Source organism: Escherichia sp. WS1450 (assembly GCF_046487395.1).
GTDB classification, from domain to species: domain Bacteria; phylum Pseudomonadota; class Gammaproteobacteria; order Enterobacterales; family Enterobacteriaceae; genus Escherichia; species Escherichia coli.
Genome location: NZ_JBJQJO010000007.1, coordinates 110,279 through 130,613, shown reverse-complemented (window position 1 = coordinate 130,613; position 20,335 = coordinate 110,279). Strand labels below are relative to the sequence as shown.

Genomic DNA, 20,335 nt, shown 5'->3' with positions numbered 1-20,335 from the left:
AAACGCGACGCATGAAAGCAGCGGCGAAAACGCAGAAATCAAAACGTCAGGAAGAACATGCCAACTTTATCAGTTGGCGTTTTGCGTTGTTATGCGGCTGTATTCTCCTGGCGCTGGCTTTTCTGCTCGGACGCGTAGCGTGGTTACAAGTTATCTCCCCGGATATGCTGGTGAAAGAGGGCGACATGCGTTCTCTTCGCGTTCAGCAAGTTTCCACCTCCCGCGGCATGATTACTGACCGTTCTGGTCGCCCGTTAGCGGTGAGCGTGCCGGTAAAAGCGATTTGGGCTGACCCGAAAGAAGTGCATGACGCTGGCGGTATCAGCGTCGGTGACCGCTGGAAGGCGTTGGCTAACGCGCTCAATATTCCGCTGGATCAGCTTTCAGCCCGCATTAACGCCAACCCGAAAGGGCGCTTTATTTATCTGGCGCGTCAGGTAAACCCTGACATGGCGGACTACATCAAAAAACTGAAACTGCCGGGGATTCATCTGCGTGAAGAATCTCGCCGTTATTATCCATCCGGCGAAGTGACTGCTCACCTCATCGGCTTTACTAACGTCGATAGTCAGGGGATTGAGGGCGTCGAGAAGAGTTTCGATAAATGGCTTACCGGGCAGCCGGGTGAGCGCATTGTGCGTAAAGACCGCTATGGTCGCGTAATTGAAGATATTTCTTCTACTGACAGCCAGGCAGCGCACAACCTGGCGCTGAGTATTGATGAACGCTTGCAGGCGCTGGTTTATCGCGAACTGAACAACGCGGTGGCCTTTAACAAGGCTGAATCTGGTAGCGCCGTGCTGGTGGATGTCAACACCGGTGAAGTGCTGGCGATGGCTAACAGTCCGTCATACAACCCTAACAATCTGAGCGGCACGCCGAAAGAGGCGATGCGTAACCGTACCATCACCGACGTGTTTGAACCGGGCTCAACGGTTAAACCGATGGTGGTGATGACCGCGTTGCAACGTGGCGTGGTGCGGGAAAACTCGGTACTCAATACCATTCCTTATCGAATTAACGGCCACGAAATCAAAGACGTGGCACGCTACAGCGAATTAACCCTGACCGGGGTATTACAGAAGTCGAGTAACGTCGGTGTTTCCAAGCTGGCGTTAGCGATGCCGTCCTCAGCGTTAGTAGATACTTACTCACGTTTTGGACTGGGAAAAGCGACCAATTTGGGGTTGGTCGGAGAACGCAGTGGCTTATATCCTCAAAAACAACGGTGGTCTGACATAGAGAGGGCCACCTTCTCTTTCGGCTACGGGCTAATGGTAACACCGTTACAGTTAGCGCGAGTCTACGCAACTATCGGCAGCTACGGCATTTATCGCCCACTGTCGATTACCAAAGTTGACCCCCCGGTTCCCGGTGAACGAGTCTTCCCGGAATCCATTGTTCGCACCGTGGTGCATATGATGGAAAGCGTGGCGCTACCGGGTGGTGGCGGCGTGAAGGCGGCGATTAAGGGCTATCGTATCGCCATTAAAACCGGTACCGCGAAAAAGGTCGGGCCGGACGGTCGCTACATCAATAAATATATTGCTTATACCGCAGGCGTTGCGCCTGCGAGTCAGCCGCGCTTCGCGCTGGTTGTTGTTATCAACGATCCGCAGGCGGGTAAATACTACGGCGGCGCCGTTTCCGCGCCGGTCTTTGGTGCCATCATGGGCGGCGTATTGCGTACCATGAACATCGAGCCGGATGCGCTGACAACGGGCGATAAAAATGAATTTGTGATTAATCAAGGCGAGGGGACAGGTGGCAGATCGTAATTTGCGCGACCTTCTTGCTCCGTGGGTGCCAGACGCACCTTCGCGAGCACTGCGAGAGATGACACTCGACAGCCGTGTGGCTGCGGCGGGCGATCTCTTTGTAGCTGTAGTAGGTCATCAGGCGGACGGGCGTCGATATATCCCGCAGGCGATAGCGCAAGGTGTGGCTGCCATTATTGCAGAGGCGAAAGATGAGGCGACCGACGGTGAAATCCGTGAAATGCACGGCGTACCGGTCATCTATCTGAGCCAGCTCAACGAGCGTTTATCTGCACTGGCGGGCCGCTTTTACCATGAACCCTCTGACAATTTACGTCTCGTGGGCGTAACGGGCACCAACGGCAAAACCACGACGACCCAGCTGCTGGCGCAGTGGAGCCAACTGCTTGGCGAAACCAGCGCGGTAATGGGCACCGTTGGTAACGGCCTGCTGGGGAAAGTGATCCCGACAGAAAATACAACCGGTTCGGCAGTCGATGTTCAGCATGAGCTGGCGGGGCTGGTGGATCAGGGCGCGACTTTTTGCGCAATGGAAGTTTCCTCCCACGGGCTGGTACAGCACCGTGTGGCGGCATTGAAATTTGCGGCGTCGGTCTTTACCAACTTAAGCCGCGATCACCTTGATTATCATGGTGATATGGAACACTACGAAGCCGCGAAATGGCTGCTTTATTCTGCACATCATTGCGGTCAGGCGATTGTTAACGCCGACGATGAAGTGGGTCGCCGCTGGCTGGCAAAACTGCCGGACGCGGTTGCGGTATCAATGGAAGATCATATCAATCCGAACTGTCACGGACGCTGGTTGAAAGCGACTGAAGTGAACTATCACGACAGCGGTGCGACTATTCGCTTTAGCTCAAGCTGGGGCGATGGCGAAATTGAAAGCCATCTGATGGGCGCTTTTAACGTCAGCAACTTGCTGCTGGCGCTGGCGACGCTGCTGGCGCTGGGCTATCCGTTGGCTGACCTGCTGAAAACTGCCGCGCGTCTGCAACCGGTTTGCGGACGTATGGAAGTGTTCACTGCACCAGGCAAACCGACGGTGGTGGTGGATTACGCGCATACGCCAGATGCACTGGAAAAAGCCTTACAGGCGGCGCGCCTGCACTGTGCAGGCAAGCTGTGGTGCGTCTTTGGCTGTGGTGGCGATCGTGATAAAGGCAAACGTCCACTGATGGGCGCAATTGCTGAAGAGTTTGCTGACGTGGCGGTGGTGACGGACGATAACCCGCGTACCGAAGAACCGCGTGCCATCATCAACGATATTCTGGCGGGAATGTTAGATGCCGGACATGCCAAAGTGATGGAAGGCCGTGCTGAAGCGGTGACTTGCGCCGTTATGCAGGCTAAAGAGAATGATGTGGTACTGGTCGCGGGCAAAGGTCATGAGGATTACCAGATTGTTGGCAATCAGCGTCTGGACTACTCCGATCGCGTCACGGTGGCGCGTCTGCTGGGGGTGATTGCATGATTAGCGTAACCCTTAGCCAACTTACCGATATTCTCAACGGTGAACTGCAAGGTGCAGATATTACCCTTGATGCTGTAACCACTGACACGCGAAAACTGACGCCGGGCTGCCTGTTTGTTGCCCTGAAAGGCGAACGTTTCGATGCTCATGATTTTGCCGACCAGGCGAAAGCTGGCGGCGCGGGCGCACTACTGGTCAGCCGTCCGCTGGATATCGATCTGCCGCAGTTAATCGTCAAGGATACGCGTCTGGCGTTTGGTGAACTGGCTGCATGGGTTCGCCAGCAAGTTCCGGCGCGCGTGGTTGCTCTGACGGGGTCCTCCGGCAAAACCTCCGTTAAAGAGATGACGGCGGCGATTTTAAGCCAGTGCGGCAACACGCTTTATACGGCAGGCAATCTCAACAACGACATCGGCGTGCCGATGACGCTGCTGCGCTTAACGCCGGAATACGATTACGCAGTTATTGAACTTGGAGCGAACCATCAGGGCGAAATTGCCTGGACTGTGAGTCTGACTCGCCCGGAAGCGGCGCTGGTCAACAACCTGGCTGCAGCGCATCTGGAAGGTTTCGGTTCTTTGGCTGGCGTGGCAAAAGCGAAAGGCGAAATCTTTAGCGGCCTGCCGGAAAACGGTATCGCCATTATGAATGCCGACAACAACGACTGGCTGAACTGGCAGAGCGTAATTGGCTCACGCAAAGTGTGGCGTTTCTCACCCAATGCCGCCAACAGCGATTTCACCGCCACCAATATCCATGTGACCTCGCACGGTACGGAATTTACCCTGCAAACCCCAACCGGTAGCGTGGATGTTCTGCTGCCGTTGCCGGGGCGTCACAATATTGCGAATGCACTGGCAGCCGCTGCGCTCTCCATGTCCGTGGGCGCAACGCTTGATGCTATCAAAGCGGGGCTGGCAAATCTGAAAGCTGTTCCAGGCCGTCTGTTCCCCATCCAACTGGCAGAAAACCAGTTGCTGCTCGACGACTCCTACAACGCCAATGTCGGTTCAATGACCGCAGCAGTCCAGGTACTGGCTGAAATGCCGGGCTACCGCGTGCTGGTGGTGGGCGATATGGCGGAACTGGGCGCTGAAAGCGAAGCCTGCCATGTACAGGTGGGCGAAGCGGCAAAAGCTGCTGGTATTGACCGCGTGTTAAGCGTGGGTAAACAAAGCCATGCTATCAGCACCGCCAGCGGCGTTGGCGAACATTTTGCTGATAAAACTGCGTTAATTACGCGTCTTAAATCACTGATTGCTGAGCAACAGGTAATTACGATTTTAGTTAAGGGTTCACGTAGTGCTGCCATGGAAGAGGTAGTACGCGCTTTACAGGAGAATGGGACATGTTAGTTTGGCTGGCCGAACATTTGGTCAAATATTATTCCGGCTTTAACGTCTTTTCCTATCTGACGTTTCGCGCCATCGTCAGCCTGCTGACCGCGCTGTTCATCTCATTGTGGATGGGCCCGCGTATGATTGCTCATTTGCAAAAACTTTCCTTTGGTCAGGTAGTGCGTAACGACGGTCCTGAATCACACTTCAGCAAGCGCGGTACGCCGACCATGGGCGGGATTATGATCCTGACAGCGATTGTGATCTCCGTGCTGCTGTGGGCTTATCCATCCAATCCGTACGTCTGGTGCGTACTGGTGGTGCTGGTAGGTTACGGCATCATTGGCTTTGTTGATGACTATCGCAAAGTGGTGCGTAAAGACACCAAAGGGTTGATCGCTCGTTGGAAGTATTTCTGGATGTCGGTGATCGCGCTGGGTGTTGCCTTCGCGCTGTACCTTGCCGGCAAAGACACGCCCGCAACGCAGCTGGTGGTTCCGTTCTTTAAAGATGTGATGCCGCAACTGGGGCTGTTCTACATTCTGCTGGCTTACTTCGTCATTGTGGGTACAGGCAACGCGGTAAACCTGACTGATGGTCTCGACGGTCTGGCAATTATGCCGACCGTATTTGTCGCCGGTGGTTTTGCGCTGGTGGCGTGGGCGACCGGCAACATGAACTTTGCCAGCTATTTACACATACCGTATCTACGACACGCCGGGGAACTGGTCATTGTCTGTACCGCGATAGTCGGGGCAGGGCTGGGCTTCCTGTGGTTTAACACCTATCCGGCGCAGGTCTTTATGGGCGATGTCGGTTCGCTGGCGTTAGGTGGTGCGTTAGGTATTATCGCCGTACTGCTGCGTCAGGAATTCCTGCTGGTGATTATGGGGGGCGTGTTCGTGGTAGAAACGCTTTCCGTCATCCTGCAGGTCGGCTCCTTTAAACTGCGCGGACAACGTATTTTCCGCATGGCACCGATTCATCACCACTATGAACTGAAAGGCTGGCCGGAACCGCGCGTCATTGTACGTTTCTGGATTATTTCGCTGATGCTGGTCCTGATTGGTCTGGCAACGCTGAAGGTACGTTAATCATGGCTGATTACCAGGGTAAAAATGTCGTCATTATCGGCCTGGGCCTCACCGGGCTTTCTTGCGTGGACTTTTTCCTCGCTCGCGGTGTGACGCCGCGCGTTATGGATACGCGTATGACACCGCCTGGCCTGGATAAATTACCCGAAGCTGTAGAACGCCACACGGGCGGTCTGAATGATGAATGGCTGATGGCGGCCGATCTGATTGTCGCCAGTCCCGGTATTGCACTGGCGCATCCATCCTTAAGCGCTGCCGCTGATGCCGGAATCGAAATCGTTGGCGATATCGAGCTGTTCTGTCGTGAAGCACAAGCACCGATTGTGGCGATCACCGGTTCTAACGGCAAAAGCACGGTCACCACGCTAGTGGGAGAAATGGCGAAAGCGGCGGGGGTTAACGTTGGTGTGGGTGGCAATATTGGCCTGCCTGCGTTGATGCTGCTGGATGATGAGTGCGAACTGTACGTGCTGGAGCTGTCGAGCTTCCAGCTTGAAACCACCTCCAGTTTACAGGCGGTAGCAGCGACCATTCTGAACGTGACTGAAGATCATATGGATCGCTATCCGTTTGGTTTACAACAGTATCGTGCAGCAAAACTGCGCATTTACGAAAACGCGAAAGTTTGCGTGGTTAATGCTGATGATGCCTTAACAATGCCGATTCGCGGTGCGGATGAACGCTGCGTCAGCTTTGGCGTCAACATGGGTGACTATCACCTGAATCATCAGCAGGGTGAAACCTGGCTGCGGGTGAAGGGCGAGAAAGTGCTGAACGTGAAAGAAATGAAACTTTCCGGGCAGCATAACTACACCAATGCACTGGCAGCTCTGGCACTGGCAGATGCCGCTGGTTTGCCGCGCGCCAGCAGCCTGAAAGCGTTAACCACATTCACTGGTCTGCCGCATCGCTTTGAAGTTGTGCTGGAGCATAACGGTGTGCGCTGGATTAACGATTCAAAAGCGACCAACGTCGGCAGTACGGAAGCGGCACTGAATGGCCTGCACGTAGACGGCACGCTGCATTTGTTGCTGGGCGGCGATGGTAAATCGGCAGATTTTAGCCCACTGGCGCGTTACCTGAATGGCGATAACGTACGTCTGTATTGTTTCGGTCGAGACGGCGCGCAGCTGGCGGCGCTACGCCCGGAAGTGGCAGAACAAACCGAAACCATGGAACAGGCGATGCGCTTGCTGGCTCCGCGTGTTCAGCCGGGCGATATGGTTCTGCTCTCCCCGGCCTGTGCCAGCCTTGATCAGTTCAAGAACTTTGAACAACGAGGCAATGAGTTTGCCCGTCTGGCGAAGGAGTTAGGTTGATGCGTTTATCTCTCCCTCGCCTGAAAATGCCGCGCCTGCCAGGATTCAGTATTCTGGTCTGGATCTCCACGGCGCTAAAGGGCTGGGTGATGGGCTCGCGGGAAAAAGATACCGACAGCCTGATCATGTACGATCGCACCTTACTGTGGCTGACCTTCGGCCTCGCGGCGATTGGCTTTATCATGGTGACCTCGGCGTCAATGCCCATCGGGCAACGCTTAACCAACGATCCGTTCTTCTTCGCGAAGCGTGATGGCGTCTATCTGATCCTGGCATTCATTCTGGCGATCATTACGCTGCGTCTGCCGATGGAGTTCTGGCAACGTTACAGCGCTACGATGCTACTCGGATCAATCATCCTGTTGATGATCGTTCTGGTAGTGGGTAGCTCTGTTAAAGGGGCATCGCGTTGGATCGATCTCGGCTTGCTGCGTATCCAGCCTGCGGAGCTGACAAAACTGTCGTTGTTTTGCTATATCGCCAACTATCTGGTGCGTAAAGGCGACGAAGTACGTAATAACCTGCGCGGCTTCCTGAAACCGATGGGCGTGATTCTGGTGTTGGCAGTGTTACTGCTGGCACAGCCAGACCTTGGTACGGTGGTGGTGTTGTTTGTGACTACGCTGGCGATGTTATTCCTGGCGGGAGCGAAATTGTGGCAGTTCATTGCCATTATCGGTATGGGCATTTCAGCGGTTGTGTTGCTGATCCTCGCCGAACCGTACCGTATCCGCCGTGTTACCGCATTCTGGAACCCGTGGGAAGATCCCTTTGGCAGCGGCTATCAGTTAACGCAATCGCTGATGGCGTTTGGTCGCGGCGAACTGTGGGGGCAAGGCTTAGGTAACTCGGTACAAAAACTGGAGTATCTGCCGGAAGCGCACACTGACTTTATTTTCGCCATTATCGGCGAAGAACTGGGGTATGTCGGTGTGGTGCTGGCACTTTTAATGGTATTCTTCGTCGCTTTTCGTGCGATGTCGATTGGCCGTAAAGCATTAGAAATTGACCATCGTTTTTCCGGTTTTCTCGCCTGTTCCATTGGCATCTGGTTTAGCTTCCAGGCGCTGGTGAACGTAGGCGCGGCCGCGGGGATGTTACCGACCAAAGGTCTGACATTGCCGTTGATCAGTTACGGTGGTTCGAGCTTACTGATTATGTCGACAGCCATCATGATGCTGTTGCGTATTGATTATGAAACGCGTCTGGAGAAAGCGCAGGCGTTTGTACGAGGTTCACGATGAGTGGTCAAGGAAAGCGATTAATGGTGATGGCAGGCGGAACCGGTGGACATGTATTCCCGGGACTGGCGGTTGCGCACCATCTAATGGCTCAGGGTTGGCAAGTTCGCTGGCTGGGGACTGCCGACCGTATGGAAGCGGACTTAGTGCCAAAACATGGCATCGAAATTGATTTCATTCGTATTTCTGGTCTGCGTGGAAAAGGTATAAAAGCACTGATAGCTGCGCCACTGCGAATCTTCAACGCCTGGCGTCAGGCGCGGGCGATTATGAAAGCGTACAAACCTGACGTGGTGCTCGGAATGGGCGGCTACGTATCAGGCCCAGGTGGTCTGGCCGCGTGGTCGTTAGGCATTCCGGTTGTACTTCATGAACAAAACGGTATTGCGGGCTTAACCAATAAATGGCTGGCGAAGATTGCCACCAAAGTGATGCAGGCGTTTCCAGGCGCTTTCCCTAATGCGGAAGTGGTGGGTAACCCGGTGCGTACCGATGTGCTGGCGCTGCCGTTGCCGCAGCAACGTTTGGCTGGACGTGAAGGTCCGGTTCGTGTGTTGGTAGTGGGTGGTTCCCAGGGCGCACGTATTCTTAACCAGACAATGCCGCAGGTTGCTGCGAAACTGGGTGATTCAGTCACTATCTGGCATCAGAGCGGCAAAGGTTCGCAACAATCCGTTGAACAGGCGTATGCCGAAGCGGGGCAACCGCAGCATAAAGTGACGGAATTTATTGATGATATGGCGGCGGCGTATGCGTGGGCGGATGTCGTCGTTTGCCGCTCCGGTGCGTTAACGGTGAGTGAAATCGCCGCGGCAGGACTACCGGCGTTGTTTGTGCCGTTTCAACATAAAGACCGCCAGCAATACTGGAATGCGCTACCGCTGGAAAAAGCGGGCGCAGCCAAAATTATCGAGCAGCCACAGCTTAGCGTGGATGCTGTCGCCAACACCCTGGCCGGGTGGTCGCGAGAAACCTTATTAACCATGGCAGAACGCGCCCGCGCCGCATCCATTCCGGATGCCACCGAGCGAGTGGCAAATGAAGTGAGCCGGGCTGCCCGGGCGTAATTGTAGCGATGCCTTTTGCATCGTATGAATTTAAGAAGTTAATGGCGTAAAGAATGAATACACAACAATTGGCAAAACTGCGTTCCATCGTGCCCGAAATGCGTCGCGTTCGGCACATACATTTTGTCGGCATCGGTGGTGCCGGTATGGGCGGTATTGCCGAAGTTCTGGCCAATGAAGGTTATCAGATCAGTGGTTCCGATTTAGCGCCAAATCCGGTCACGCAACAGTTAATGAATCTTGGGGCGACGATTTATTTCAACCATCGCCCGGAAAACGTACGTGATGCCAGCGTGGTCGTTGTTTCCAGCGCGATTTCTGCCGATAACCCGGAAATTGTCGCAGCTCATGAAGCGCGTATTCCGGTGATCCGTCGTGCCGAAATGCTGGCTGAGTTAATGCGTTTTCGTCATGGCATCGCCATTGCCGGAACGCACGGCAAAACGACAACCACTGCGATGGTTTCCAGCATCTACGCAGAAGCGGGGCTCGACCCAACCTTCGTTAACGGCGGGCTGGTAAAAGCGGCGGGCGTTCATGCGCGTTTGGGGCATGGTCGGTACCTGATTGCCGAAGCAGATGAGAGTGATGCATCGTTCCTGCATCTGCAACCGATGGTGGCGATTGTCACCAATATCGAAGCCGACCATATGGATACTTATCAGGGCGACTTTGAGAATTTAAAACAGACCTTTATTAATTTTCTGCACAACCTGCCGTTTTACGGTCGTGCGGTGATGTGTGTTGATGATCCGGTGATCCGCGAATTGTTACCGCGTGTGGGACGTCAGACCACGACTTACGGCTTCAGCGAAGATGCCGACGTGCGTGTAGAAGATTATCAGCAGATTGGCCCGCAGGGGCACTTTACGCTGCTGCGCCAGGACAAAGAGCCGATGCGCGTCACCCTAAATGCGCCTGGTCGTCATAACGCGCTGAACGCCGCAGCTGCGGTTGCGGTTGCTACGGAAGAGGGCATTGACGACGAGGCTATTTTACGTGCGCTGGAGAGCTTCCAGGGGACTGGTCGCCGTTTTGATTTCCTCGGTGAATTCCCGCTGGAGCCAGTGAATGGTAAAAGCGGTACGGCGATGCTGGTCGATGACTACGGCCACCACCCGACGGAAGTGGACGCCACTATTAAAGCGGCGCGTGCAGGCTGGCCGGATAAAAACCTGGTAATGCTGTTTCAGCCGCACCGTTTTACCCGTACACGCGACCTGTATGATGATTTCGCCAATGTGCTGACGCAGGTTGATACCCTGTTGATGCTGGAAGTGTATCCGGCTGGCGAAGCGCCAATTCCGGGAGCGGACAGCCGTTCGCTGTGTCGCACAATTCGTGGCCGTGGGAAAATTGATCCCATTCTGGTGCCTGACCCGGCGCAGGTAGCCGAGATGCTGGCACCGGTATTAACCGGTAACGACCTGATTCTCGTTCAGGGGGCTGGTAATATTGGAAAAATTGCCCGTTCTTTAGCTGAAATCAAACTGAAGCCGCAAACTCCGGAGGAAGCACAACATGACTGATAAAATCGCGGTCCTGTTGGGTGGGACCTCCGCTGAGCGGGAAGTTTCTCTGAATTCTGGCGCAGCGGTGTTAGCCGGGCTGCGTGAAGGCGGTATTGACGCGTATCCTGTCGACCCGAAAGAAGTCGACGTGACGCAACTGAAGTCGATGGGCTTTCAGAAAGTGTTTATCGCGCTACACGGTCGCGGCGGTGAAGATGGCACGCTGCAGGGCATGCTCGAGCTGATGGGCTTGCCTTATACCGGCAGCGGAGTGATGGCATCTGCGCTTTCAATGGATAAACTACGCAGCAAACTTCTGTGGCAAGGTGCCGGTTTACCGGTCGCTCCGTGGGTAGCGTTAACCCGCGCAGAGTTTGAAAAAGGCCTGAGTGATAAGCAGTTAGCAGAAATTTCTGCTCTGGGTTTGCCGGTTATCGTTAAGCCGAGCCGCGAAGGTTCCAGTGTGGGAATGTCAAAAGTAGTAGCAGAAAATGCTCTACAAGATGCATTAAGATTGGCATTTCAGCACGATGACGAAGTATTGATTGAAAAATGGCTAAGTGGGCCGGAGTTCACGGTTGCGATACTCGGTGAAGAAATTTTACCGTCAATACGTATTCAACCGTCCGGAACCTTCTATGATTATGAGGCGAAGTATCTCTCTGATGAGACACAGTATTTCTGCCCCGCAGGTCTGGAAGCGTCACAAGAGGCCAATTTGCAGGCATTAGTGCTGAAAGCATGGACGACGTTAGGTTGCAAAGGATGGGGACGTATTGACGTTATGCTGGACAGCGATGGACAGTTTTATCTGCTGGAAGCCAATACCTCACCGGGTATGACCAGCCACAGTCTGGTGCCGATGGCGGCACGTCAGGCAGGTATGAGCTTCTCGCAGTTGGTAGTACGAATTCTGGAACTGGCGGACTAATATGTCGCAGGCTGCTCTGAACACGCGAAACAGCGAAGAAGAGGTTTCTTCTCGCCGCAATAATGGAACGCGTCTGGCGGGGATCCTTTTCCTGCTGACCGTTTTAACGACAGTGTTGGTGAGCGGCTGGGTCGTGTTGGGCTGGATGGAAGATGCGCAACGCCTGCCGCTCTCAAAGCTGGTGTTGACCGGTGAACGCCATTACACGCGTAATGACGATATCCGGCAGTCGATCCTGGCATTGGGTGAGCCAGGTACCTTTATGACCCAGGATGTCAACATCATCCAGACGCAAATAGAACAACGCCTGCCGTGGATTAAGCAGGTGAGCGTCAGAAAGCAGTGGCCTGATGAATTGAAGATTCATCTGGTTGAATATGTGCCGATTGCGCGGTGGAATGATCAACATATGGTAGACGCGGAAGGAAACACTTTCAGCGTGCCGCCAGATCGCACCAGCAAGCAGGTGCTTCCAATGCTGTATGGCCCGGAAGGCAGCGCCAATGAAGTGTTGCAGGGCTATCGCGAAATGGGGCAGATGCTGGCAAAGGACAGATTTACTCTGAAGGAAGCGGCGATGACCGCGCGGCGTTCCTGGCAGTTGACGCTGAATAACGATATTAAGCTCAATCTTGGCCGGGGCGATACGATGAAACGTTTGGCTCGCTTTGTAGAACTTTATCCGGTTTTACAGCAGCAGGCGCAAACCGATGGCAAACGGATTAGCTACGTTGATTTGCGTTATGACTCTGGAGCGGCAGTAGGCTGGGCGCCCTTGCCGCCAGAGGAATCTACTCAGCAACAAAATCAGGCACAGGCAGAACAACAATGATCAAGGCGACGGACAGAAAACTGGTAGTAGGACTGGAGATTGGTACCGCGAAGGTTGCCGCTTTAGTAGGGGAAGTTCTGCCCGACGGTATGGTCAATATCATTGGCGTGGGCAGCTGCCCGTCACGTGGTATGGATAAAGGCGGGGTGAACGACCTCGAATCCGTGGTCAAGTGCGTACAACGCGCCATTGACCAGGCAGAATTGATGGCAGATTGTCAGATCTCTTCGGTATATCTGGCGCTTTCTGGTAAGCACATCAGCTGCCAGAATGAAATTGGTATGGTGCCTATTTCTGAAGAAGAAGTGACGCAAGAAGATGTGGAAAACGTCGTCCATACCGCGAAATCGGTGCGTGTGCGCGATGAGCATCGTGTGCTGCATGTGATCCCGCAAGAGTATGCGATTGACTATCAGGAAGGGATCAAGAATCCGGTAGGACTTTCGGGCGTGAGGATGCAGGCAAAAGTGCACCTGATCACATGTCACAACGATATGGCGAAAAACATCGTCAAAGCGGTTGAACGTTGTGGGCTGAAAGTTGACCAACTGATATTTGCCGGACTGGCATCAAGTTATTCGGTATTGACGGAAGATGAACGTGAACTGGGTGTCTGCGTCGTCGATATCGGTGGTGGTACAATGGATATCGCCGTTTATACCGGTGGGGCATTGCGCCACACTAAGGTAATTCCTTATGCTGGCAATGTCGTGACCAGTGACATCGCTTACGCCTTTGGCACGCCGCCAAGCGACGCCGAAGCGATTAAAGTTCGCCACGGTTGTGCGCTGGGTTCCATCGTTGGAAAAGATGAGAGCGTGGAAGTGCCGAGCGTAGGCGGTCGTCCGCCGCGGAGTCTGCAACGTCAGACCCTGGCAGAGGTGATCGAGCCGCGCTATACCGAGCTGCTCAACCTGGTCAACGAAGAGATATTGCAGTTGCAGGAAAAGCTTCGCCAACAAGGGGTTAAACATCACCTGGCGGCAGGCATTGTATTAACTGGTGGCGCAGCGCAGATCGAAGGTCTTGCAGCCTGTGCTCAGCGCGTGTTTCATACGCAAGTGCGTATCGGCGCGCCGCTGAACATTACCGGTTTAACGGATTATGCTCAGGAGCCGTATTATTCGACGGCGGTGGGATTGCTTCACTATGGAAAAGAGTCACATCTTAACGGTGAAGCTGAAGTAGAAAAACGTGTTACAGCATCAGTTGGCTCGTGGATCAAGCGACTCAATAGTTGGCTGCGAAAAGAGTTTTAATTTTTATGAGGCCGACGATGATTACGGCCTCAGGCGACAGGCACAAATCGGAGAGAAACTATGTTTGAACCAATGGAACTTACCAATGACGCGGTGATTAAAGTCATCGGCGTCGGCGGCGGCGGCGGTAATGCTGTTGAACACATGGTGCGCGAGCGCATTGAAGGTGTTGAATTCTTCGCGGTAAATACCGATGCACAAGCGCTGCGTAAAACAGCGGTTGGACAGACGATTCAAATCGGTAGCGGTATCACCAAAGGACTGGGCGCAGGCGCTAATCCAGAAGTTGGCCGCAATGCGGCTGATGAGGATCGCGATGCACTGCGTGCGGCGCTGGAAGGTGCAGACATGGTCTTTATTGCTGCGGGTATGGGGGGTGGTACCGGTACAGGTGCAGCACCAGTCGTCGCTGAAGTGGCAAAAGATTTGGGTATCCTGACCGTTGCTGTCGTCACTAAGCCTTTCAACTTTGAAGGCAAGAAGCGTATGGCATTCGCCGAGCAGGGGATCACTGAACTGTCCAAGCATGTGGACTCTCTGATCACTATCCCGAACGACAAACTGCTGAAAGTTCTGGGCCGCGGTATCTCCCTGCTGGATGCGTTTGGCGCAGCGAACGATGTACTGAAAGGCGCTGTGCAAGGTATCGCCGAACTGATTACTCGTCCGGGTTTGATGAACGTGGACTTTGCAGACGTACGCACCGTAATGTCTGAAATGGGCTACGCAATGATGGGTTCTGGCGTGGCGAGCGGTGAAGACCGTGCGGAAGAAGCTGCTGAAATGGCTATCTCTTCTCCGCTGCTGGAAGATATCGACCTGTCTGGCGCACGCGGCGTGCTGGTTAACATCACGGCGGGCTTCGACCTGCGTCTGGATGAGTTCGAAACGGTAGGTAACACCATCCGTGCATTTGCTTCCGACAACGCGACTGTGGTTATCGGTACTTCTCTTGACCCGGATATGAATGACGAGCTGCGCGTAACTGTTGTTGCGACAGGTATCGGCATGGACAAACGTCCTGAAATCACTCTGGTGACCAATAAGCAGGTTCAGCAGCCAGTGATGGATCGCTACCAGCAGCACGGGATGGCTCCGCTGACCCAGGAGCAGAAGCCGGTTGCTAAAGTCGTGAATGACAATGCACCGCAAACTGCGAAAGAGCCGGATTATCTGGATATCCCAGCATTCCTGCGTAAGCAAGCTGATTAAGAATTGACTGGAATTTGGGTTTCGAGGCTCTTTGTGCTAAACTGGCCCGCCGAATGTATAGTACACTTCGGTTGGATAGGTAATTTGGCGAGATAATACGATGATCAAACAAAGGACACTTAAACGTATCGTTCAGGCGACGGGTGTCGGTTTACATACCGGCAAGAAAGTCACCCTGACGTTACGCCCTGCGCCGGCCAACACCGGGGTCATCTATCGTCGCACCGACTTGAATCCACCGGTAGATTTCCCGGCCGATGCCAAATCTGTGCGTGATACCATGCTCTGTACGTGTCTGGTCAACGAGCATGATGTACGGATTTCAACCGTAGAGCACCTCAATGCTGCTCTCGCGGGCTTGGGCATCGATAACATTGTTATCGAAGTTAACGCGCCGGAAATCCCGATCATGGACGGCAGCGCCGCTCCGTTTGTATACCTGCTGCTTGACGCCGGTATCGACGAGTTGAACTGCGCCAAGAAATTTGTTCGCATCAAAGAGACTGTTCGTGTCGAAGATGGCGATAAGTGGGCTGAATTTAAGCCGTACAATGGTTTTTCGCTGGATTTCACCATCGATTTTAACCATCCGGCTATTGATTCCAGCAACCAGCGCTATGCGATGAACTTCTCCGCTGATGCGTTTATGCGCCAGATCAGCCGTGCGCGTACGTTCGGTTTCATGCGTGATATCGAATATCTGCAGTCCCGTGGTTTGTGCCTGGGCGGTAGCTTCGATTGTGCCATCGTTGTTGACGATTATCGCGTACTGAACGAAGACGGCCTGCGTTTTGAAGACGAATTTGTGCGTCACAAAATGCTCGATGCGATCGGTGACTTGTTCATGTGTGGTCACAATATTATTGGTGCATTTACCGCTTATAAATCCGGTCATGCACTGAATAACAAACTGCTGCAGGCTGTCCTTGCAAAACAGGAAGCCTGGGAATATGTGACCTTCCAGGACGACGCAGAACTGCCGTTGGCCTTCAAAGCGCCTTCAGCCGTACTGGCATAACGACATTTATACTGTCGTATAAAATTCGACTGGCAAATCTGGCACTCTCTCCGGCCAGGTGAACCAGTCGTTTTTTTTTGAATTTTATAAGAACGATAAAAAACGGTGCGAACGCTGTTTTCTTAAGCACTTTTACGCACAACTTATCTTCATTCGTGCTGTGGACTTCAGGCTTTAATGATAAGATTTGTGCGCTAAATACGTTTGAATACGATCGGGATGGCAATAACGTGAGTGGAATACTGACGCGCTGGCGACAGTTTGGTAAACGCTACTTCTGGCCGCATCTCTTATTAGGGATGGTCGCGGCGAGTTTAGGTTTGCCTGCGCTCAGCAACGCCGCCGAACCAAACGCGCCCGCAAAAGCGACAACCCGCAACCACGAGCCTTCAGCCAAAGTTAACTTTGGTCAATTGGCCTTGCTGGAAGCGAACACGCGCCGCCCGAATTCGAACTATTCCGTTGATTACTGGCATCAACATGCCATTCGCACGGTAATCCGTCATCTTTCCTTCGCAATGGCTCCGCAAACGCTGCCCGTTGCTGAAGAATCTTTGCCTCTTCAGGCGCAACATCTTGCATTACTGGATACGCTCAGCGCGCTGTTGACCCAGGAAGGCACGCCGTCTGAAAAGGGTTATCGCATTGATTATGCGCATTTTACCCCGCAAGCAAAATTCAGCACGCCCGTCTGGATAAGCCAGGCGCAAGGCATCCGTGCTGGCCCTCAACGCCTCAGCTAACAACAATAAACCTTTACTTCATTTTATTGACTCCGCAACGCGGGGCGTTTGAGATTTTATTATGCTAATCAAATTATTAACTAAAGTTTTCGGTAGTCGTAACGATCGCACCCTGCGCCGGATGCGCAAAGTGGTCAACATCATCAATGCCATGGAACCGGAGATGGAAAAACTCTCCGACGAAGAACTGAAAGGGAAAACCGCAGAGTTTCGTGCGCGTCTGGAAAAAGGCGAAGTGCTGGAAAATCTGATCCCGGAAGCGTTCGCCGTGGTGCGTGAGGCAAGTAAGCGCGTCTTTGGTATGCGTCACTTCGACGTTCAGTTACTCGGCGGTATGGTTCTTAACGAACGCTGCATCGCCGAAATGCGTACCGGTGAAGGTAAAACCCTGACCGCAACGCTGCCTGCTTACCTGAACGCATTAACCGGTAAGGGCGTACACGTTGTTACCGTCAACGACTACCTGGCGCAACGTGACGCCGAAAACAACCGTCCGCTGTTTGAATTCCTTGGCCTGACTGTCGGTATCAACCTGCCGGGCATGCCAGCACCGGCGAAGCGTGAAGCTTACGCAGCTGACATCACTTACGGTACGAACAACGAATACGGCTTTGACTACCTGCGCGATAACATGGCGTTCAGCCCTGAAGAACGTGTACAGCGTAAACTGCACTATGCGCTGGTGGACGAAGTGGACTCCATCCTGATCGATGAAGCTCGTACACCGCTGATCATTTCCGGCCCGGCAGAAGACAGCTCGGAAATGTATAAACGCGTGAATAAAATTATTCCGCACCTGATCCGTCAGGAAAAAGAAGACTCCGAAACCTTCCAGGGCGAAGGCCACTTCTCGGTGGACGAAAAATCTCGCCAGGTGAACCTGACCGAACGTGGTCTGGTGCTGATTGAAGAACTGCTGGTGAAAGAAGGCATCATGGATGAAGGGGAGTCTCTGTACTCTCCGGCCAACATCATGCTGATGCACCACGTAACGGCGGCGCTGCGCGCTCATGCGCTGTTTACCCGAGACGTCGACTACATCGTTAAAGATGGTGAAGTTATCATCGTTGACGAACACACCGGTCGTACCATGCAGGGACGTCGTTGGTCCGATGGCCTGCATCAGGCAGTGGAAGCGAAAGAAGGTGTACAGATCCAGAACGAAAACCAGACGCTGGCGTCGATCACCTTCCAGAACTACTTCCGTCTGTATGAAAAACTGGCGGGGATGACCGGTACTGCTGATACCGAAGCTTTCGAATTCAGCTCCATCTACAAGCTGGATACCGTCGTTGTTCCGACCAACCGTCCAATGATTCGTAAAGATCTGCCGGACCTGGTCTACATGACTGAAGCGGAAAAAATTCAGGCGATCATTGAAGATATCAAAGAACGTACTGCGAAAGGCCAGCCGGTGCTGGTGGGTACTATCTCCATCGAAAAATCGGAGCTGGTATCAAACGAACTGACCAAAGCCGGTATTAAGCACAACGTCCTGAACGCCAAATTCCACGCCAACGAAGCGGCGATTGTTGCTCAGGCAGGTTATCCGGCTGCGGTGACTATCGCGACCAACATGGCGGGTCGTGGTACAGATATTGTGCTCGGTGGTAGCTGGCAGGCAGAAGTTGCCGCGCTGGAAAATCCGACCGCAGAGCAAATTGAAAAAATTAAAGCCGACTGGCAGGTACGTCACGATGCGGTACTGGCAGCAGGTGGCCTGCATATCATCGGTACCGAGCGTCACGAATCCCGTCGTATCGATAACCAGTTGCGCGGTCGTTCTGGTCGTCAGGGGGATGCTGGTTCTTCCCGTTTCTACCTGTCGATGGAAGATGCGCTGATGCGTATTTTTGCTTCCGACCGAGTATCCGGCATGATGCGTAAACTGGGTATGAAGCCAGGCGAAGCCATTGAACACCCGTGGGTGACTAAAGCGATTGCCAATGCCCAGCGTAAAGTTGAAAGTCGTAACTTCGACATTCGTAAGCAACTGCTGGAATATGATGACGTGGCTAACGATCAGCGTCGCGCCATTTACTCCCAGCGTAACGAACTGCTGGATGTCAGCGATGTGAGCGAAACCATCAACAGCATTCGTGAAGATGTGTTCAAAGCGACCATTGATGCCTACATTCCGCCACAGTCGCTGGAAGAAATGTGGGATATTCCGGGGCTGCAGGAACGTCTGAAGAACGATTTCGACCTCGATTTGCCAATTGCCGAGTGGCTGGATAAAGAACCAGAACTGCATGAAGAGACGCTGCGTGAGCGCATTCTGGCGCAGTCCATCGAAGTGTATCAGCGTAAAGAAGAAGTGGTTGGTGCTGAGATGATGCGTCACTTCGAAAAAGGCGTCATGCTGCAAACTCTCGACTCTCTGTGGAAAGAGCACCTGGCAGCGATGGACTATCTGCGTCAGGGTATCCACCTGCGTGGCTATGCACAGAAAGATCCGAAGCAGGAATACAAACGTGAATCGTTCTCCATGTTTGCAGCGATGCTGGAGTCGTTGAAATATGAAGTTATCAGCACGCTGAGCAAAGTTCAGGTACGTATGCCTGAAGAGGTTGAGGAGCTGGAACAACAGCGTCGTATGGAAGCCGAGCGTTTAGCGCAAATGCAGCAGCTTAGCCATCAGGATGACGACTCTGCAGCCGCAGCTGCACTGGCGGCGCAAACCGGTGAACGCAAAGTAGGACGTAACGATCCTTGCCCGTGCGGTTCTGGTAAAAAATACAAGCAGTGCCATGGTCGCCTGCAATAAAAGCTAACAGTTGAAGTAAAAGGCGCAGGATTCTGCGCCTTTTTTATAGGTTTAAGACAATGAAAAAGCTGCAAATTGCGGTAGGTATTATTCGCAACGAGAACAATGAAATCTTTATAACCCGTCGCGCAGCAGATGCGCACATGGCGAATAAACTGGAGTTTCCCGGCGGTAAAATTGAAATGAGCGAAACGCCGGAACAGGCGGTGGTGCGTGAACTTCAGGAAGAGGTCGGGATTACCCCACAACATTTTTCGCTATTTGAAAAACTGGAATATGAATTCCCGGACAGGCATATAACTCTGTGGTTCTGGCTGGTCGAAAGCTGGGAAGGGGAGCCGTGGGGTAAAGAAGGGCAACCCGGTGAGTGGATGTCGCTGGTCGGTCTGATTGCCGATGATTTTCCGCCAGCCAATGAACCGGTAATTGCGAAGCTTAAGCGTGTGTATGTCGGATAGGTGTTTATGCCGCATCCAACATTTGCACAAGATGCCCGATACGACGCTGGCGCGTCTTATCAGGCCAGCGTCGCATCAGACAAAATGTCACTGCTTTGGCTCTTCGCTCCAGTCATCGCTTTCGGAAAGATCGCCACTGCTGGGGATTCGTTTTTCTTCAGCAGCCCATTCTCCGAGGTCGATCAGCTGACAACGTTTGGAGCAAAATGGCCGAAACGGGCTGATTTCACCCCATACCACCGTTTTCCCGCAGGTTGGGCAATTCACCGTAATAGTTTCTGACATTTTTACTCC

General features: G+C 53.3%; 17 protein-coding genes. 16 read left to right on the top strand and 1 reads right to left on the bottom strand.

The window, feature by feature from the left end; all coding sequences use genetic code 11:
- Positions 1-11: 11 nt before the first annotated feature.
- From ftsI to mutT, 16 genes are all read left to right on the top strand, one after another.
- Entirely contained in the window at positions 12-1,778 is a 1,767-nt protein-coding gene (ftsI, locus tag ACJHYR_RS10885) for a peptidoglycan glycosyltransferase FtsI (protein ID WP_059328310.1), read from the top strand.
- Positions 1,765-3,252: a UDP-N-acetylmuramoyl-L-alanyl-D-glutamate--2,6-diaminopimelate ligase gene (gene murE / locus ACJHYR_RS10880; RefSeq protein ID WP_000775104.1), complete on the top strand. Its 1,488-nt coding sequence runs from the start codon at positions 1,765-1,767 to the stop codon at positions 3,250-3,252. The genes ftsI and murE overlap by 14 nt, the downstream gene beginning before the upstream one ends.
- The gene (gene murF, locus ACJHYR_RS10875; protein WP_000626688.1) at positions 3,249-4,607 is read left to right on the top strand and encodes a UDP-N-acetylmuramoyl-tripeptide--D-alanyl-D-alanine ligase; all 1,359 of its coding nucleotides are present in this window, start codon (positions 3,249-3,251) and stop codon (positions 4,605-4,607) included. The genes murE and murF overlap by 4 nt, the downstream gene beginning before the upstream one ends.
- Positions 4,601-5,683: a phospho-N-acetylmuramoyl-pentapeptide-transferase gene (gene mraY / locus ACJHYR_RS10870; RefSeq protein ID WP_000964122.1), complete on the top strand. Its 1,083-nt coding sequence runs from the start codon at positions 4,601-4,603 to the stop codon at positions 5,681-5,683. The genes murF and mraY overlap by 7 nt, the downstream gene beginning before the upstream one ends.
- Positions 5,684-5,685: 2 nt before the next feature.
- The gene (murD, locus tag ACJHYR_RS10865; protein ID WP_000796459.1) at positions 5,686-7,002 is read left to right on the top strand and encodes a UDP-N-acetylmuramoyl-L-alanine--D-glutamate ligase; all 1,317 of its coding nucleotides are present in this window, start codon (positions 5,686-5,688) and stop codon (positions 7,000-7,002) included.
- Complete coding sequence (gene ftsW / locus ACJHYR_RS10860; protein ID WP_001295532.1) at positions 7,002-8,246, top strand: cell division protein FtsW; 1,245 nt, start codon at positions 7,002-7,004, stop codon at positions 8,244-8,246. The genes murD and ftsW overlap by 1 nt, the downstream gene beginning before the upstream one ends.
- Positions 8,243-9,310 (top strand): undecaprenyldiphospho-muramoylpentapeptide beta-N-acetylglucosaminyltransferase, encoded by a 1,068-nt coding sequence (gene murG, locus ACJHYR_RS10855; protein WP_000016559.1) that lies wholly within the window; start codon positions 8,243-8,245, stop codon positions 9,308-9,310. The genes ftsW and murG overlap by 4 nt, the downstream gene beginning before the upstream one ends.
- A gap of 53 nt (positions 9,311-9,363) precedes the next feature.
- The gene (gene murC / locus ACJHYR_RS10850) at positions 9,364-10,839 is read left to right on the top strand and encodes a UDP-N-acetylmuramate--L-alanine ligase (RefSeq protein WP_001096047.1); all 1,476 of its coding nucleotides are present in this window, start codon (positions 9,364-9,366) and stop codon (positions 10,837-10,839) included.
- Positions 10,832-11,752, top strand: coding sequence for a D-alanine--D-alanine ligase (ddlB, locus tag ACJHYR_RS10845; protein WP_059328309.1), 921 nt, complete (start codon positions 10,832-10,834; stop codon positions 11,750-11,752). Before murC ends, ddlB begins: the two co-directional genes overlap by 8 nt.
- Before the next feature lies 1 nt (position 11,753).
- Positions 11,754-12,584 carry a cell division protein FtsQ gene (gene ftsQ / locus ACJHYR_RS10840; protein WP_000075744.1) on the top strand — a complete coding sequence of 277 codons (831 nt, stop codon included), beginning with the start codon at positions 11,754-11,756 and terminating at the stop codon, positions 12,582-12,584.
- Positions 12,581-13,843, top strand: a complete 1,263-nt coding sequence (gene ftsA, locus ACJHYR_RS10835; RefSeq protein WP_000588474.1) for a cell division protein FtsA — start codon at positions 12,581-12,583, stop codon at positions 13,841-13,843. Before ftsQ ends, ftsA begins: the two co-directional genes overlap by 4 nt.
- Before the next feature lie 60 nt (positions 13,844-13,903).
- Positions 13,904-15,055 (top strand): cell division protein FtsZ, encoded by a 1,152-nt coding sequence (gene ftsZ / locus ACJHYR_RS10830; RefSeq protein ID WP_000462776.1) that lies wholly within the window; start codon positions 13,904-13,906, stop codon positions 15,053-15,055.
- A 100-nt stretch (positions 15,056-15,155) separates the two neighbouring features.
- Positions 15,156-16,073 carry a UDP-3-O-acyl-N-acetylglucosamine deacetylase gene (gene lpxC / locus ACJHYR_RS10825; protein ID WP_000595482.1) on the top strand — a complete coding sequence of 306 codons (918 nt, stop codon included), beginning with the start codon at positions 15,156-15,158 and terminating at the stop codon, positions 16,071-16,073.
- Positions 16,074-16,303: 230 nt separating this feature from the next.
- Positions 16,304-16,816 carry a secA translation cis-regulator SecM gene (gene secM, locus ACJHYR_RS10820; RefSeq protein WP_000014320.1) on the top strand — a complete coding sequence of 171 codons (513 nt, stop codon included), beginning with the start codon at positions 16,304-16,306 and terminating at the stop codon, positions 16,814-16,816.
- A gap of 61 nt (positions 16,817-16,877) precedes the next feature.
- Positions 16,878-19,583, top strand: coding sequence for a preprotein translocase subunit SecA (secA, locus tag ACJHYR_RS10815; protein WP_000905780.1), 2,706 nt, complete (start codon positions 16,878-16,880; stop codon positions 19,581-19,583).
- Between the two features lie 59 nt (positions 19,584-19,642).
- On the top strand, positions 19,643-20,041 hold the full coding sequence (mutT, locus tag ACJHYR_RS10810) for an 8-oxo-dGTP diphosphatase MutT (protein WP_000736038.1): 399 nt from the start codon (positions 19,643-19,645) through the stop codon (positions 20,039-20,041).
- A gap of 87 nt (positions 20,042-20,128) precedes the next feature.
- Here mutT and yacG read toward each other — a convergent pair whose 3' ends face one another.
- Positions 20,129-20,326, bottom strand: a complete 198-nt coding sequence (gene yacG, locus ACJHYR_RS10805) for a DNA gyrase inhibitor YacG (RefSeq protein WP_000005042.1) — start codon at positions 20,324-20,326, stop codon at positions 20,129-20,131.
- Positions 20,327-20,335: the final 9 nt, after the last annotated feature.

Bases quoted from the DNA above. Each gene is read 5' to 3' on its own strand.
- lpxC (WP_000595482.1), top strand. From the start codon at position 15,156: ATGATCAAACAAAGGACACTTAAACGTATCGTTCAGGCGACGGGTGTC.
- ddlB (WP_059328309.1), top strand. From the start codon at position 10,832: ATGACTGATAAAATCGCGGTCCTGTTGGGTGGGACCTCCGCTGAGCGG.
- murG (WP_000016559.1), top strand. From the start codon at position 8,243: ATGAGTGGTCAAGGAAAGCGATTAATGGTGATGGCAGGCGGAACCGGT.
- yacG (WP_000005042.1), bottom strand. From the start codon at position 20,326: ATGTCAGAAACTATTACGGTGAATTGCCCAACCTGCGGGAAAACGGTG.
- ftsW (WP_001295532.1), top strand. From the start codon at position 7,002: ATGCGTTTATCTCTCCCTCGCCTGAAAATGCCGCGCCTGCCAGGATTC.
- ftsA (WP_000588474.1), top strand. From the start codon at position 12,581: ATGATCAAGGCGACGGACAGAAAACTGGTAGTAGGACTGGAGATTGGT.
- mraY (WP_000964122.1), top strand. From the start codon at position 4,601: ATGTTAGTTTGGCTGGCCGAACATTTGGTCAAATATTATTCCGGCTTT.
- ftsQ (WP_000075744.1), top strand. From the start codon at position 11,754: ATGTCGCAGGCTGCTCTGAACACGCGAAACAGCGAAGAAGAGGTTTCT.
- ftsZ (WP_000462776.1), top strand. From the start codon at position 13,904: ATGTTTGAACCAATGGAACTTACCAATGACGCGGTGATTAAAGTCATC.
- murF (WP_000626688.1), top strand. From the start codon at position 3,249: ATGATTAGCGTAACCCTTAGCCAACTTACCGATATTCTCAACGGTGAA.
- secA (WP_000905780.1), top strand. From the start codon at position 16,878: ATGCTAATCAAATTATTAACTAAAGTTTTCGGTAGTCGTAACGATCGC.
- mutT (WP_000736038.1), top strand. From the start codon at position 19,643: ATGAAAAAGCTGCAAATTGCGGTAGGTATTATTCGCAACGAGAACAAT.
- murC (WP_001096047.1), top strand. From the start codon at position 9,364: ATGAATACACAACAATTGGCAAAACTGCGTTCCATCGTGCCCGAAATG.
- ftsI (WP_059328310.1), top strand. From the start codon at position 12: ATGAAAGCAGCGGCGAAAACGCAGAAATCAAAACGTCAGGAAGAACAT.
- murD (WP_000796459.1), top strand. From the start codon at position 5,686: ATGGCTGATTACCAGGGTAAAAATGTCGTCATTATCGGCCTGGGCCTC.